This window comes from Streptomyces sp. NPDC052020, from assembly GCF_040680575.1.
Taxonomy (GTDB): domain Bacteria; phylum Actinomycetota; class Actinomycetes; order Streptomycetales; family Streptomycetaceae; genus Streptomyces.
The window spans coordinates 13,512-27,724 of record NZ_JBFAWY010000018.1; the positions used below are offsets into that span (position 1 = coordinate 13,512).

The 14,213-nt window shown below is 74.7% G+C and carries 9 protein-coding genes; 7 read left to right on the forward strand and 2 right to left on the reverse strand.

What is annotated here, in order from left to right; translation table 11 throughout:
* The first annotated feature begins 121 nt into the window (after positions 1–121).
* Positions 122–1,654, forward strand: coding sequence for a M1 family metallopeptidase (locus AB0L74_RS19805; RefSeq protein WP_365653569.1), 1,533 nt, complete (start codon positions 122–124; stop codon positions 1,652–1,654).
* 177 nt (positions 1,655–1,831) lie between these two features.
* Entirely contained in the window at positions 1,832–3,325 is a 1,494-nt protein-coding gene (gene hflX, locus AB0L74_RS19810; protein WP_365653573.1) for a GTPase HflX, read from the forward strand.
* 131 nt (positions 3,326–3,456) lie between these two features.
* Here hflX and AB0L74_RS19815 read toward each other — a convergent pair whose 3' ends face one another.
* Positions 3,457–4,686 carry a hypothetical protein gene (locus tag AB0L74_RS19815; protein ID WP_365653576.1) on the reverse strand — a complete coding sequence of 410 codons (1,230 nt, stop codon included), beginning with the start codon at positions 4,684–4,686 and terminating at the stop codon, positions 3,457–3,459.
* 504 nt (positions 4,687–5,190) lie between these two features.
* Between AB0L74_RS19815 and AB0L74_RS19820 the strand changes: the two genes are divergently transcribed.
* The 4 genes from AB0L74_RS19820 to AB0L74_RS19835 all read left to right on the forward strand — a co-directional run bounded on the left by AB0L74_RS19820 (position 5,191) and on the right by AB0L74_RS19835 (position 11,832).
* Positions 5,191–6,516, forward strand: a complete 1,326-nt coding sequence (locus AB0L74_RS19820; RefSeq protein WP_365653579.1) for an aminotransferase class III-fold pyridoxal phosphate-dependent enzyme — start codon at positions 5,191–5,193, stop codon at positions 6,514–6,516.
* Between the two features lie 286 nt (positions 6,517–6,802).
* The gene (locus tag AB0L74_RS19825) at positions 6,803–8,803 is read left to right on the forward strand and encodes an IucA/IucC family protein (RefSeq protein WP_365653582.1); all 2,001 of its coding nucleotides are present in this window, start codon (positions 6,803–6,805) and stop codon (positions 8,801–8,803) included.
* Between the two features lie 87 nt (positions 8,804–8,890).
* The gene (locus tag AB0L74_RS19830; protein ID WP_365653585.1) at positions 8,891–9,655 is read left to right on the forward strand and encodes a GNAT family N-acetyltransferase; all 765 of its coding nucleotides are present in this window, start codon (positions 8,891–8,893) and stop codon (positions 9,653–9,655) included.
* Positions 9,656–9,855: 200 nt separating this feature from the next.
* Entirely contained in the window at positions 9,856–11,832 is a 1,977-nt protein-coding gene (locus tag AB0L74_RS19835) for an ATP-dependent DNA helicase (protein ID WP_365653588.1), read from the forward strand.
* A 170-nt stretch (positions 11,833–12,002) separates the two neighbouring features.
* Here the strand turns inward: AB0L74_RS19835 and lexA are convergent, their stop codons facing one another.
* Positions 12,003–12,782, reverse strand: coding sequence for a transcriptional repressor LexA (gene lexA / locus AB0L74_RS19840; protein WP_365653591.1), 780 nt, complete (start codon positions 12,780–12,782; stop codon positions 12,003–12,005).
* A gap of 793 nt (positions 12,783–13,575) precedes the next feature.
* Between lexA and nrdR the strand changes: the two genes are divergently transcribed.
* On the forward strand, positions 13,576–14,127 hold the full coding sequence (nrdR, locus tag AB0L74_RS19845; RefSeq protein WP_365653594.1) for a transcriptional regulator NrdR: 552 nt from the start codon (positions 13,576–13,578) through the stop codon (positions 14,125–14,127).
* Positions 14,128–14,213: the final 86 nt, after the last annotated feature.

Below are 14,213 nucleotides of genomic sequence, written 5' to 3' on the forward strand. Positions count from 1 at the left end.
ACACCACGCCGCGCGGTACGCGCCTCGGTGTGCGCCGGGCGCGCGGCATGGCCATACCCGTTCGGGTGCGCCGGGCGCGCGCCGCCGCCGGACCGCGCGCCCGCGCTGATAGCCGTGGGGCATGCTGCACACCCCCCACACCCCCGCCGCCCGTACCCCTGCCGGGCGCAGACGCGCCAGGGGGCCGCGCCGGTGCCGGGCGGCGGCGCTGCTCGCCTCGGCCGTCTCGGTCAGCCTCGTCGCCGCGAGCGCCCCCGCCGTCCCGCTGGGCGTCGGCGACCGCCTCTTCCCCCACCTCGGCAACCCCGGATACGACGTGGCGTCGTACGACCTGTCCTTCACCTACTCCGGCAAGAACAGCGAGCCGCTGCGGGCCGTCACCACGATCGACGCGAGGACGACGGCCCGCCTGGACCGGATCAACCTCGACTTCGCGCACGGCGAGGTCGGCGCGGTCGAGGTCGACGGCGAGCCCGCGACGTTCACCAGCGCCGGCGAGGACCTCGTGATCACACCCGGGAAGCCGCTGCCCGCGGGCGAGCGGACGCGGATCACCGTGCGGCACACCAGCGACCCCGCGTCCCCGAAGGGACGGGAGGGCGGCTGGGTGCGCACCGCGGACGGGCTCGCCCTGGCCAACCAGGCCGACGCCGCCCACCTGGTGTTCCCGTGCAACGACCACCCCTCCGACAAGGCCCTGTTCACCATCCGGGTCACCGCGCCCGACGGCCACACCGCCGTCGCGAACGGCCTGGCCGCCGGGGTGGAGCGGACGAGCGGGTCGGCGACCTGGACGTACCGGACCCGGCACCCCATGGCCACCGAGCTCGCCCAGGTCTCCATCGGCCGTTCCACGGTGCTGCGCCGCACCGGCCCGCACGGACTGCCGCTGCGGGACGTCGTGCCCATCAGACACCGCGCCGCCGCCGAACCGTGGGCGGCCAGGACCCCGGCGCACATCTCCTGGATGGAGAGCAAGATCGGACGCTACCCGCTCGAGACGTACGGGCTGCTCGTGGCCGACGCCCCCCTCGGCTTCGCGCTCGAGACCCAGACGCTCTCCCTCTTCGGCACGGGACTGTTCACCGAGCCCGCCTACCAGGAGTGGTACGTCGAGTCGATCATGGTGCACGAGCTGGCCCACCAGTGGTTCGGCGACAGCGTCAGCCCGCGCACCTGGTCCGACCTGTGGCTCAACGAGGGGCACGCCACCTGGTACGAGGCCCTCTACGCCGAGGAGAAGGCGGGCAAGTCGCTGCGGGAACGGATGAAGGACGCCTACGCCGCCTCCGACAGCTGGCGCGCGGTGGGGGGCCCGCCGGCCGCGCCGAAGGTCCCGGACACCGGCGGGAAGACGGGCATCTTCCGGCAGAACGTCTACGAGGGCGCCGCGCTCGTGCTCTACGCCCTGCGCCAGGAGATCGGCCGCCCGGCCTTCGAACGCCTCGAGCGGGCCTGGGTGACGCGGCACCGGGACGGCACGGCCTCGACCGCGGACTTCGTCCGGCTCGCCTCCGAGATCGCCGGACGCGACCTGGACGGCTTCCTCCGCGCCTGGCTGTACGGCGGGAAGACCCCGCCCATGCCGGGTCACCCGGACTGGAAGCCGACGGCCGCCGACCGGGTGACCACCGCGGAATCCGCGGGTGAATAAGCCGGTGACGAGACGCCCCGTGCCGTGCGACCATCGTGGCGACGGCGCGGCACGGGAGCGCGGGGGATACGGGAATCACCCGGGGTACTCGTGCGTTGTTCACGGTGACGGACCCGCTCCGACGCCCGGGCCCCGTTCCGTCGCCGCAGACGGTTTCCCCAGCTACGTAAGGATCCAATGACCTCCTCTTCTTCCCCTTCCCAGGACACCAAGCGCCTCGCCTACGCCTACCCCGAGGGTCTTCGGGCCGATGCCCTGATGGAAGAGGACGTCGCCTGGAGCCACGAGATCGACTCCGAGTGGGACGGCGACCAGCTCGACCGCTCCGAGCGCGCGGCTCTGCGCCGTGTGGCGGGCCTCTCCACCGAGCTCGAAGACGTCACCGAGGTCGAGTACCGCCAGCTCCGTCTGGAGCGGGTCGTCCTCGTCGGAGTCTGGACCTCGGGAACCGTGCAGGACGCGGAGAACTCCCTCGCGGAGCTCGCCGCCCTCGCGGAGACCGCGGGCGCCCTCGTACTCGACGGCGTGGTCCAGCGCCGCGACAAGCCCGACGCCGCCACCTACATCGGCTCCGGCAAGGCCAACGAGCTGCGGGAGATCGTGCTGGAGACGGGCGCGGACACCGTCATCTGCGACGGTGAGCTCAGCCCGGGCCAGCTCATCCACCTCGAGGACGTCGTCAAGGTCAAGGTCATCGACCGTACGGCCCTGATCCTGGACATCTTCGCCCAGCACGCCAAGTCCCGGGAGGGCAAGGCACAGGTCGCGCTCGCGCAGATGCAGTACATGCTGCCGAGGCTGCGCGGCTGGGGCCAGTCCCTGTCCCGGCAGATGGGCGGCGGCGGGGGCGGCGGCCTCGCCACCCGCGGCCCCGGTGAGACCAAGATCGAGACGGACCGGCGGCGGATCCGCGAGAAGATGGCGAAGATGCGCCGGGAGATCGCGGAGATGAAGACCGGCCGCGATATCAAGCGCCAGGAGCGCAAGCGCCACAAGGTGCCCTCCGTCGCCATCGCGGGCTACACCAACGCGGGCAAGTCCTCGCTGCTCAACCGCCTCACCGGCGCGGGCGTGCTGGTGGAGAACGCCCTGTTCGCCACCCTCGACCCGACCGTGCGCCGGGCCGAGACCCCGAGCGGGCGGCTGTACACGCTCGCCGACACCGTCGGGTTCGTCCGGCATCTGCCGCACCACCTGGTCGAGGCGTTCCGCTCCACGATGGAGGAGGTCGGCGACTCCGACCTGATCCTGCACGTGGTGGACGGTTCGCACCCGAACCCGGAGGAGCAGCTGGCCGCCGTGCGCGAGGTGATCAGGGACGTCGGCGCCACCGGCGTACCGGAGATCGTCGTGGTCAACAAGGCCGACCTGGCCGACCCGCTGGTGCTCCAGCGGCTGCTGCGGGTCGAGAAGCGCTCCATCGCCGTCTCCGCCCGCACCGGCCAGAACATCGACGAACTGCTCGCGCTGATCGACACCGAGCTGCCGCGGCCGTCCGTCGAGATCGAGGCGCTCGTGCCGTACACGCACGGCAAGCTGGTCGCGCGCGCCCACGACGAGGGCGAGGTGATCTCCGAGGAACACACCGCGGAGGGCACCCTGCTCAAGGTGCGGGTGCACGAGGAACTGGCGGCGGAACTGACGCCGTACGTTCCGACGTCGGCGGCCTGACGCCGCGACCGCCGCGACCGCCGGCCGGATGCCCTGAGCCGTGCCCGAGGGCCCGTCCCCCTACGGAAGGGGACGGGCCCTCGGGCACGCGCGCACCGGGCGTCGCGCCTCCGCCCGGCCAGGGCGCCGGCTCACCGCCCGGCGAACTTCTCGCTGACCGCCCGGTACACGCTCTCGGCCTCCTCGCCCAGCCGCGGACCGGCCAGCCAGCCCGCCGCCTCCGGGCCGATCGAGGTGTTGGAGACCAGCGCGGGCCGGCCGCCGGAACCGGTCGCGACCCATCCGCCGCCCGAGGAACCGCCGGTCATGGTGCAGCCGACGCGGTACATCGTCGGATCCGAGGCACGGAGCGACAGCCGGCCCGGCCTGCCCTGGCACCGGTACATCGTCTGCCCGTCGTACGGCGCCGCCGCCGGGTAGCCGGTCACCGTCACGCTCCTCATCCGCCGCACGGCCGGGGCGGCGAAGTCCACCGGCAGTGCGGCGCCGACCGTCTCCTCCAGCGACCTGCCGCCCGCGCCCTCCTCCGGTGTCACGTGGAGGACGGCGAAGTCGTACGGGGCACCCTCCCCGCCCGTCGCGCCGCCCTGCTCGATCCACTGGGCCGAGGTCTGCGCCCAGTCACCCCACCAGACGCCGTAGGGGGCGATCTGCTCCTCGGTGGCGCCGCGCAGTTCCCCGCCCGGCCGGGCGGCGTCGTTGTACGAGGGCACGAACGCGATGTTGCGGTACCAGCCGCCCTTCCTGCCCGCGTGCACGCAGTGGCCCGCCGTCCACACCAGGTTGGACCGGCCGGGACGGGCCGGGTCCCGCACGACGGTGGCCGAGCAGACCTTGGAGCCCCCGGGCGAGTCGAAGAACACCTTGCCGGCCGTGGCGGCGTTCTCGTGGTAGGCGGGCGGCACGGGCCGCGCCCGGACCGGCGCGGGCTCCGGATCGCTCACCCCCCGGTCGCCGGAGAGGTCGCCGGCGTCGACCTCCCGGCCGGGCTCCTCGGCGTCCCGCATCCGGCCCGGGTTCCACAGGTCCTCGATGATCGGGTTGACGAAGTCCTGCGCCTCGCGCAGCCAGTCGTCCCTCTTCCAGTTCCTCCAGGCGCCGTCGCGCCACTTGCCGACGTCGATCCCGTGCTCTGCGAGCCTGTCCTTGATGTGGTCCGGGATCCGGATGCCGCCGTGGCCGTCGTCCGCGGCCGACGCGGAGGCCGCGGGCTCCCCACCGGCCCCGGCGCCCCCCGGCTCGCAGGCGGTGGCGGTCAGGAGGAGCGCCGAGGCGACAGCGACGGCGGCCGGGACGGGGAAGGCTCCGCGGGGCCGGGCCCCGCGTCGGCGGGTGACGGACGACGGCCGTATGGATCGCATGGTTTCCTCGACTCCCCCTGCTGACAAGAACGCGGCGCCGCGGCCGCGGCGCCGCCGCCCGCGCGGCTCCACGCCGGCGTCACGGCGCCGGGAACGGCACCACACATTAGGCGGTCGCCGCGGGGGAGTTCCGGCGGTACGGCAACGGTTGCGTCACGGCGCCGATCTCGGGGCGACCCGTAACCCGGTGAACTCCCCGGTGTTGAAGCGGTGGGGGGCCGGATGCCTGGGCGCCGTCCCCCGCGCGGACGGCGACGCGACGTGCCGGCGCGCCTGTGGACGGCGGGAGGACAGGGAACCGTGGCGGAATCCGCGTATGGGGGGTTCGTATCCGAGGCAGGCGGTGGGGCACGTACGTCCGCGGAGGCCGGGGGCGGGCGGACGCCGCTCCACGACGGGCGAACGTCGCCTGCCGCGGCCCTCGGCGGCGCGGACGCGGCGCGCCCGAGGCGCCGGACGGCTTGCGAGCCGGCGGCGCGCACCCCTGCCCGTACCCTTCCGGTCGTGCCGGTCCGCGCGCGGGGGCTGACCGTCGAGGGCGCGGACGGCCGCCGCTATCTGGACTGCCTGTCCGGCGGCGGAACCCTGGCGCTCGGCCACAACCATCCGGTCGTACTGGAGGCGGTCCGCAAGGTCCTCGACTCCGGCGCCCCGCTCCAGGTCCTCGACCTCGCGACGCCCGTCAGGGACGCGTTCGTCGCCGAACTCCTGCGCACCCTGCCGCCCGGGCTCGCCGGCCGCGCGCGCGTGCGCTTCTGCGGACCGGCCGACTCGGAGGCGCTGACGGCGGCCGCCGGGCTCGCGCGCGCCGCGACCGGACGCACCGGTGTGGTGGCGTTCACCGCCGCCTGCCACGACACGCCCGCCGGCCCCTGCCCGCACGGCGGACCCGGTGACGCGGCGCCGGTCACCCGTCTGCCGTGTCCGGAGGGCCGCCGCTGCCCCTTCGGCGGCGGTGAACGGGAGGCCGAGGGCGCGGCGCGGTGGGCCGAGTCCGTCCTCGACGGCCGGGTGCCCGGCGTGGGGCGGCCCGCCGGGGTCGTCCTGGAAGCCGTGCAGGACGAGGAAGCGGTGGTCGTCGTCCCCGACGGCTGGGCCCGGCGGGTGCGGCGGACCACCGCGGACCGGTCTATTCCGCTGATCGCCGACGAGAGCCACACCGGGGTCGGGCGGACCGGCGCCTTCTGGGCGGTGGAGCACAGCGGCGTCACCCCCGACGTGATGGTCCTCTCCCAGGCCGTCGGCGGCAGCCTGCCCCTGGCCGTCGTCGTCCACCGCGACGACCTGGACGTGCTTCCCCGCGACGCCGACCGCAGCACCTTCCGCGGCAACCAGCTCGCCATGGCCGCGGGCGCCGCCACCCTCGCCCACATCCGCCAGAACCGGCTCGCCCGGCACGCGGCCGGCCTGGGGGCGCGGATACTGACCCGGCTCCGCGAGCTGGCGGGGCGGTTCCCCTGGGTCGGCGATGTGCGCGGGCGCGGGCTGATGATCGGCGTCGAGCCGGTGGCCCCGGACCTGGACGGGGAGGCCGGCACCGGCCCGTCCGGGGCGCCGGCGGGCGCACCGTACGGCTGCGCCCGCCGCCCGTGCCCCGCCGCGGCCGGACTCGCCGCCGCCCTCCAGCGCGAGTGCCTGCGACGCGGCCTGATCGTGGGCCTCGGCGCCCGGCACCCGGGTGTCCTGCGGCTGCTCCCGCCGCTGACCATCACCGCGGAACAGGCGGAGGCGGTCCTGGACCGACTGGCCGACGCGGTGGAGGCGGTGGACGCCGTGGCCCGCCACCACACCGGCCGCGCATCCGGGCTCCCGCCGTGCCCGCGGGACTGAGCCGTCGCCCCGCGGGACCGCGCCCGCGGGAGTCCCGGCGGATCGGCCTGCCGCGTCTTCCGTGCGCGGTGGGCGGCGCGCCGCGGCGGCGGGCATCCGCCGCCATACGCCCGGTCCCGCCGTTGTCGCCCACCGCGCCCCCGCACCGCCGAGCCGGCCGCGCTCGCCGGGCCCGCACCAACGGCTGCCCCCGGCGTCCCCGCGACCGGCGCCCCCCGCGCGCGGGCCTCTCCGCCCGCACCCCCCGAACGCGCCCCGCGCGTCACAGCCCGCCAAGAGGACCAGCGTGAACACCACCGCACCCCCCGCCCACCGCATCTCCCCCCAGACGCCGACCACTCCCGAGGCGGGCCCGTCCCCGATGACGGGCCAGCCGAGCGCGGACGTTCCCGGTGAACGGCCGCCGACCCCGCCCGCGGCCGGGCGGGTTCCCCGGCGAGACGGCGCGCTGGACGCCGAGCGGCCGGGGGGAGCCGCGGGCGACCTCCTGGAGCACCCGGACCCGGCCGTCGCCGCCCAGGCCGCCGCCGTCGAGAACCTTCTCCGCTGCTGGGTCCGCGAGGCCGGTCTGCCCGCACCCGGCGACGGCGTCCTCCGCATTCCGCTGCCCGCCGGCGGAACGGCCCTGCTCGTCCCCGTGCGCTACTGGTCGCCGACGGGCTGGCACCGCTTCGGGCCGCCGTACCCGGCCGACGCCGCCGGACCGGTCCCGCCCGCCGACGCGGTCACGGTCGCCGCACTGCTGGCCGGACAGGTCGCCGGGCCGGCCGCAACCGGCGCCGCGGGCCCCGCCACGGCCGCCGCGGCCGGCGCCGCGGGTGCCGACCTCGTGGCACGCGTCGCCGACTCGGTCCGCCGCACCAGCGCCTTCATCCGCGACCGCCGGCAGCGCCCCGCCGACCCGCCCGACCGCTTCCTCGCCGCCGAACAGGCCCTTGTCCTCGGGCACCCGCTGCACCCGGCCCCGAAAAGCCGCGAGGGGTTCTCCGAGAGCGAGGCGGGCCGGTACTCGCCCGAGACGCGCGGCTCCTTCCCCTTGCACTGGCTGGCCGTCGCGCCCTCCGTCCTCGCCGCCGACTCGGCCTGGACCGAGCGCGGCCGCCCGGTCGCCGCGCCGCACCTCACCGCCCGTCTCGCCGGACCCGGCCTGGAGCTCCCCGAGGGGTACGCGGCCCTGCCCGTGCATCCCTGGCAGCTCCGCGAGATCCGCGACCGCCCGGAGCCGGCGGCGCTGCTGGACGCCGGACTGCTCCGGGACCTCGGTGTCCAGGGCGCCCCCTGGTGCCCCACGTCCTCCGTGCGGACCGTCCACCGGACCGGCGCCCCCGCCATGCTCAAGCTGTCGCTGGGGGTGGACATCACCAACTCGCGCCGGGAGAACCTCCGCAAGGAACTCCACCGGGGCGTCGAAGTGCACCGCCTGCTGCGCACCGGACTGGGGCGGCTCTGGCGCGCCGCGCACCCGGGCTTCGACATCGTCCGCGATCCGGCCTGGATCGGGGTCGACGGCCAGCGGGGGGAGCCCGTGCCCGGACTCGACGTGGTGATCCGGCACAATCCGTTCCGCCCCGCGGACGACGTGTCCTGCGTCGCCGCCCTGGTCGCGCCCCAGCCCCTGTCCTGGGTGGGCGACCCGGCGGCCGGCGGGCAGGCACACGACGCCGCACCCCGGTCCCGGCTGGCCCGGGTGGTGGCCCGGCTCGCCCGGCGGACCGGCCGCCCGCAGGGCGCCGTGGCCGCCGAGTGGTTCCTGCGCTATCTCGAACACGTCGTACGGCCCGTGCTGTGGCTGGACGGGGAGGCGGGGATCGCCCTGGAGGCGCACCAGCAGAACACGCTGCTCCTGCTGGACGCCGACGGCTGGCCCGCGGGCGGCCGTTACCGCGACAACCAGGGCTACTACTTCCGTGCCTCCCGGCGCGCGGAACTCGACGCCCGGCTGCCCGGCATCGGCGTGGCCAGCGACACCTTCGTCCCCGACGAGATCGCCGACGAGCGCTTCGCGTACTACCTCGGGATCAACAACGTGTTCGGGCTGATCGGAGCCTTCGGATCCCAGCGCCTGGCCGACGAGCGGCTGCTGCTCGCCGCCTTCCGCGCGTTCCTCCGCGACGCCGTCTCGGGACCGCGGCCGGTGCGCGGCCCGCTGCCCGCCCTGCTGCTGGACTCACCCGTCCTGCGCTGCAAGGCCAATCTGCTGACCCGCGCCTACGGCCTGGACGAACTCGTCGGCCCGGTCGACACCCAGTCCGTCTACGTCACCGTCCCCAACCCCCTTCACCGCTGACGCTTCCGGGAACCACGCCCGGTCCCGTCTCCCGGTCCCGTCTCCGGGTCCCGTCTCCCGATCCCGTCTCCAGACAGGAGCGATGCCGTGCCTCCCACCGACGCGCGCACCGACGCGGGTACCGTCCCGGCCACCGACGGCGGCCCCGGCGCCGGCACGGGCCCCCGCCGGGGCGCGGACAACGAGGACACCCTGGACCTGCGCCTGCCCGACGCGTTCCTGGAACCCTTCGCGGAGCCGGCCGCGCAGGCCCCCACCACCGCGCGGCCGGCGACGGGGGACGACCTGCTCGACCGGGTGGCCGCCTGGGGCCCGGCCGTCACCTCCGCGGGCGTGTTCCACCTCGTCCCCGTCCGGATCGAACGGGACCTGCCACTGATCACCCGCTGGATGAACGATCCCGCCGTCGCCGCCTTCTGGCAGCTGTCCGGACCGCGCGGCGTGACCGAAGGCCATCTGCGGGCCCAGCTCGACGGCGACGGACGCAGCGTTCCGTGCGTGGGCGTGCTGAAGGGCACACCGATGAGTTACTGGGAGATCTACCGGGCCGATCTCGACCCGCTGGCCCGGCACTATCCCGCCCGGCCGCACGACACGGGAATCCATCTCCTCCTCGGCGAGGCCGCCGACCGCGGGCGCGGGCTGGGCGGCGTCCTGCTCAGAGCCGTCGCCGACCTCGTGCTCGACCAGCGGCCCCGGTGTGCGCGTGTCGTCGCCGAACCCGACCTGCGCAACACCCCTTCCGTCGCCGCCTTCCTCAGCGCCGGCTTCCGGCTCTGCGCCGAGGTCGACCTGCCCGCCAAGCGTGCCGCGCTGCTGGTCCGGGACCGTCACCTGCGCGGTCTGCTGTAGCGCGGAAACCGCGGAAACACGGCGCCGTCCGCGGCGGCACACCGCTCGCGCCGTCCGGTCCCCGCCGGCGCGAGGGGGGGTGGCGCCGTGCCGGCCGCGCCCCAGGCCCCCCATCACCCAGGAGCCCTCATCGTGATCCCGTCCCGCACCGCCGCCTCGGCGCCCCGCTTGTCAGTCCCGGGCCGTAGGGTGGTCGCGCTATGACGAAGCCCTCCCTCCCCGAACTCCTGCACGCCGCCGTCGCCGCCGTCGGCGGCGCGGAGCGCCCCGGCCAGGTGGCCATGGCCGAAGCCGTCGCGGCGGCGATCGACGACGGCTCCCATCTGCTGGTCCAGGCCGGCACCGGCACCGGCAAGTCGCTGGGCTACCTCGTGCCCGCGCTGGCCCACGGGGACCGGGTCGTGGTGGCGACCGCCACCCTCGCCCTCCAGCGCCAGCTGGTCGAACGCGACCTGCCGCGCACGGTGGAGGCCCTGCACCCGCTGCTGCGCCGCCGCCCGGAGTTCGCGATGCTCAAGGGCCGGTCCAACTACCTGTGCCTGCACCGCCTCCACGAGGGCGTTCCGCAGGACGAGGAGGAGGGCCTCTTCAACCAGTTCGAGGCCGCCGCCCCCACCAGCAAGCTGGGCCAGGACCTGCTGCGGCTGCGCGACTGGGCGGACGAGACGGAGAGCGGCGACCGCGACGATCTCACCCCGGGCGTCTCGGACCGGGCCTGGTCCCAGGTGTCGGTGTCGTCGCGGGAGTGCCTGGGCGCCTCGAAGTGCGCGTACGGCGCCGAGTGCTTCGCCGAGACGGCCCGCGAGCGCGCCAAACTCGCCGAGGTCGTCGTGACCAACCACGCGCTGCTCGCGATCGACGCCATCGAGGGCGCCCCGGTCCTCCCGCAGCACGAGGTGCTGATCGTCGACGAGGCGCACGAGCTGGTCTCCCGCGTCACCGGCGTCGCCACCGGCGAGCTCACCCCCGGCCAGGTCAACCGCGCCGTGCGCCGCGCCGCCAAGCTCGTCAACGAGAAGGCGGCCGACCAGCTCCAGACCGCCGCCGAGGGCTTCGAACGGCTGATGGAGCTGGCCCTGCCCGGCCGCCTGGAGGAGATCCCGGAGGACCTCGGGTACGCCCTGATGGCGCTGCGCGACGCCTGCCGTACGGTGATCTCCGCGATCGGCGCGACCCGGGACAAGTCCGTCCAGGACGAGGACGCGGTCCGCAAGCAGGCGCTCGCCTCCGTGGAGAACGTGCACGATGTGGCGGAGCGGATCGTGAACGGCTCCGAATGGGACGTCGTCTGGTACGAGCGGCACGACCGCTTCGGCGCCTCGCTGCGCGTCGCCCCCATGTCCGTCTCGGGCCTGCTGCGCGAGAAGCTCTTCGCGGACCGTTCCGTCGTCCTGACCTCCGCGACGCTGAAGCTGGGCGGCGACTTCAACGGCGTGGGCGCCTCGCTGGGCCTCGCTCCCGAGGGCACCGAGGGGGAGGACGTTCCGCAGTGGAAGGGCGTGGACGTCGGCTCGCCCTTCGACTACCGCAGGCAGGGCATCCTGTACGTCGCGAAGCATCTGGCGCGGCCCGCCCGGGACGGTGACCGGGCGGACATGCTGGACGAGCTCACGGAGCTGATCCAGGCGGCCGGCGGCCGCACACTGGGTCTGTTCTCCTCCATGCGGGCGGCCCAGCTGGCCGCGGAGGAGCTGCGCTCCCGCGTTCCCGAGTTCCCGATCCTCCTCCAGGGCGAGGAGACGCTGGGCGAGCTGATCAAGAACTTCGCGGCCGATCCGCGGACCTGTCTGTTCGGCACGCTCTCGCTGTGGCAGGGCGTGGACGTGCCCGGGCCCAGCTGCCAGCTGGTCGTCATGGATAAGATCCCGTTCCCGCGTCCGGACGATCCGTTGATGAGCGCCCGCCAGAAGGCGGTGGAGGACGCCGGCGGCAACGGCTTCATGGCGGTCGCCGCCACGCACGCGGCCCTGCTGATGGCGCAGGGCGCCGGCCGGCTCGTACGGGCGTCGGGGGACCGCGGCGTGGTCGCCGTACTGGACCCGCGGCTGGCGACGGCCCGCTACGGAGGTTTCCTGAAGGCGTCACTGCCCGACTTCTGGTACACGACCGACCGTAACCAGGTCCGCAAGTCGCTGGCCGCGATCGACGCGGCGGCGCGGCAGGCCGAAACCTCGTGAGCTGCTGAGCTTCTGGGGCTGGTGAATCCGGGGCCCGGGGTCCGGGAGTCTCCAGGCCCCTGCCATCTGGGCATGGGCCGGGGCCGGACAGCACAGGGCCCCGGAACCGGCGCAGAGGTTCCGGGGCCCGGTCAGGGCGGCGGGAGGGGGCGGCCCGCCCGCGGCGGTGCTCAGACGCGGCGCAGAACGGCCACCACCTTGCCGAGGATCGTCGCGTCGTCGCCGGGGATCGGCTCGTAGGCCGAGTTGTGCGGCAGGAGCCAGACATGCCCGTCCTCGCGCTTGAAGCGCTTGACGGTGGCCTCGCCGTCGAGCATCGCGGCGACGATGTCGCCGTTCTCGGCGACCGGCTGGCGGCGGACCGTGACCCAGTCGCCGTCGCAGATGGCGGCCTCGATCATCGAGTCGCCGACCACCTTCAGGACGAACAGCTCGCCGTCGCCGACCAGCTGCCGGGGCAGGGGGAAGACGTCCTCGACCGACTCCTCCGCGAGGATCGGGCCACCGGCGGCGATGCGGCCGACCAGCGGCACGTACGACGCGGCGGGCTTGCCCGCGGTGTCCGTGGGCTGCACGGTGGCGGCCTGGTCCGAGCCCCGAACCTCGTAGGCGCGCGGGCGGTGCGGGTCACGGCGCAGGAAGCCCTTGCGTTCGAGGGCCATCAGCTGGTGTGCCACCGAGGAGGTGCTGGAGAGACCGACCGCCTGTCCGATTTCCCGCATCGACGGCGGGTAACCCCGCCGCTGCACCGAGTCCCTGATGACTTCGATCACTCGGCGCTGGCGGTCGGTGAGTCCGGAACTGTCCGCCCGGATGCCTGGAGGTCGGCCCGGCAGGGAGCGCTTGTGCCCCTCGGGATTCGTGGCGTCGCTCATCGCGTGCACCGGCTCCAGTCGGCCCTGGGAGCGGTCCTGGGCAGTGATGGTGGCGCTGTCTGCGGTGGTGGTCACGTCGGCCCCTCTCGATGGTCTCCCTGCTGCACAACGGTAGTTGCTTTCGAAAGGTTGCGCCAAACACACGTTCGAGTGAAAATTCGCGGATTGCGTGACGTGATCACGTTTCTGGGTGTATGGCTTCCGCGGGTGCCCGGCGGGCAAAAGGACCCATTGCTGTACTCTTCACCGCCGGGGTGACCACTTCGCGGTGTGCCTCAGTCTGCCATCCGGAGCCCCGTCGGGCGGGTACCGGCCTCCATCTCTGCGGGAGTCCTACGCTCCCTCCCCGCGGCGCCCACGCCGTCTTCGCACGCGTCGGCGGCGACGCGCCGTGGCCGTCGGCGGGGGAACGCCGGGATCCGGTCGCGTGCCGGTCCGGTGGCGCGGCGTGAGTGGCGCCGCTGTCCGGCGCCGGTCGGGTCCGGGGCGGTCGTGTCCGGTGTGACGTGGGTCGCGTCCGGGGGTGGGCGCGCGCTCGCCCGGACGTGTTCGGCACCGCCTGCGCGGGGTGCCCGCCTGCCCGCGCGGGCGGGTGCGCGAGGCGGCCCGGCCGGATCGGGGCCGCCCGCCGCGGGCGGGGAGGGCCGCGCTGCGTGACCGCGCGGACGCGGTCCGACGCGACACGCGCGCACGACGCGGATGTATGAGCCAATCCCCACATCTAGTGGTTGGATTTGCGCTGCGGCCCAGAAGTTGTGGTGCCCCCGGTCTTCGGGCCGGTGAGGATCGCCTATGCTTGGGGCTGCTTCGAGGGGCCCGTGAGGTCTATCGGGGCTATTGAGTCTGCTGTGAGGAGGGTTGGGAGTTCATGCACTGCCCCTTCTGCAGGCACCCCGACAGCCGTGTCGTCGACAGCCGTACGACCGACGACGGCACGTCGATCCGCAGGCGCCGTCAGTGCCCTGACTGCTCCCGTCGTTTCACGACCGTGGAGACCTGCTCGCTCATGGTGATCAAGCGGTCCGGGGTCACCGAGCCCTTCAGCCGCACCAAGATCATCAACGGGGTGCGCAAGGCGTGTCAGGGGCGGCCCGTCACCGAGGACGCGCTCGCCCTGCTCGGCCAGCGGGTCGAGGAGGCGGTGCGGGCCACCGGCAGTGCCGAGCTGACCACCCACGACGTGGGCCTGGCCATACTCGGCCCGCTGAAGGAGCTGGACCTCGTCGCCTATCTGCGGTTCGCGTCCGTCTACCGGGCGTTCGACTCGCTGGAGGACTTCGAGGCCGCGATCGCGGAACTCAGGGAACGGGCGGAACGCCCCGGCGGGGACGGCAAGGACGCCGGCGCGGGGAGCCAGGAAGACGGCCGCGGGCCGACGGGGACCGGGCAGGTCCCCGAGCCCGCAGGCGCCGCCGACTGACCGGCGGGCCGGGACCGTACGAGGAGGCGGGCCCGGCCGGGCGGCGGCGAGAAGAAGACCTGTCGCGGGCGAGCGAGAGACGCCCG

Bases quoted from the DNA above. Each gene is read 5' to 3' on its own strand.
- AB0L74_RS19805 (WP_365653569.1), top strand. From the start codon at position 122: ATGCTGCACACCCCCCACACCCCCGCCGCCCGTACCCCTGCCGGGCGC.
- hflX (WP_365653573.1), top strand. From the start codon at position 1,832: ATGACCTCCTCTTCTTCCCCTTCCCAGGACACCAAGCGCCTCGCCTAC.
- AB0L74_RS19815 (WP_365653576.1), bottom strand. From the start codon at position 4,686: ATGCGATCCATACGGCCGTCGTCCGTCACCCGCCGACGCGGGGCCCGG.
- AB0L74_RS19835 (WP_365653588.1), top strand. From the start codon at position 9,856: ATGACGAAGCCCTCCCTCCCCGAACTCCTGCACGCCGCCGTCGCCGCC.
- nrdR (WP_365653594.1), top strand. From the start codon at position 13,576: ATGCACTGCCCCTTCTGCAGGCACCCCGACAGCCGTGTCGTCGACAGC.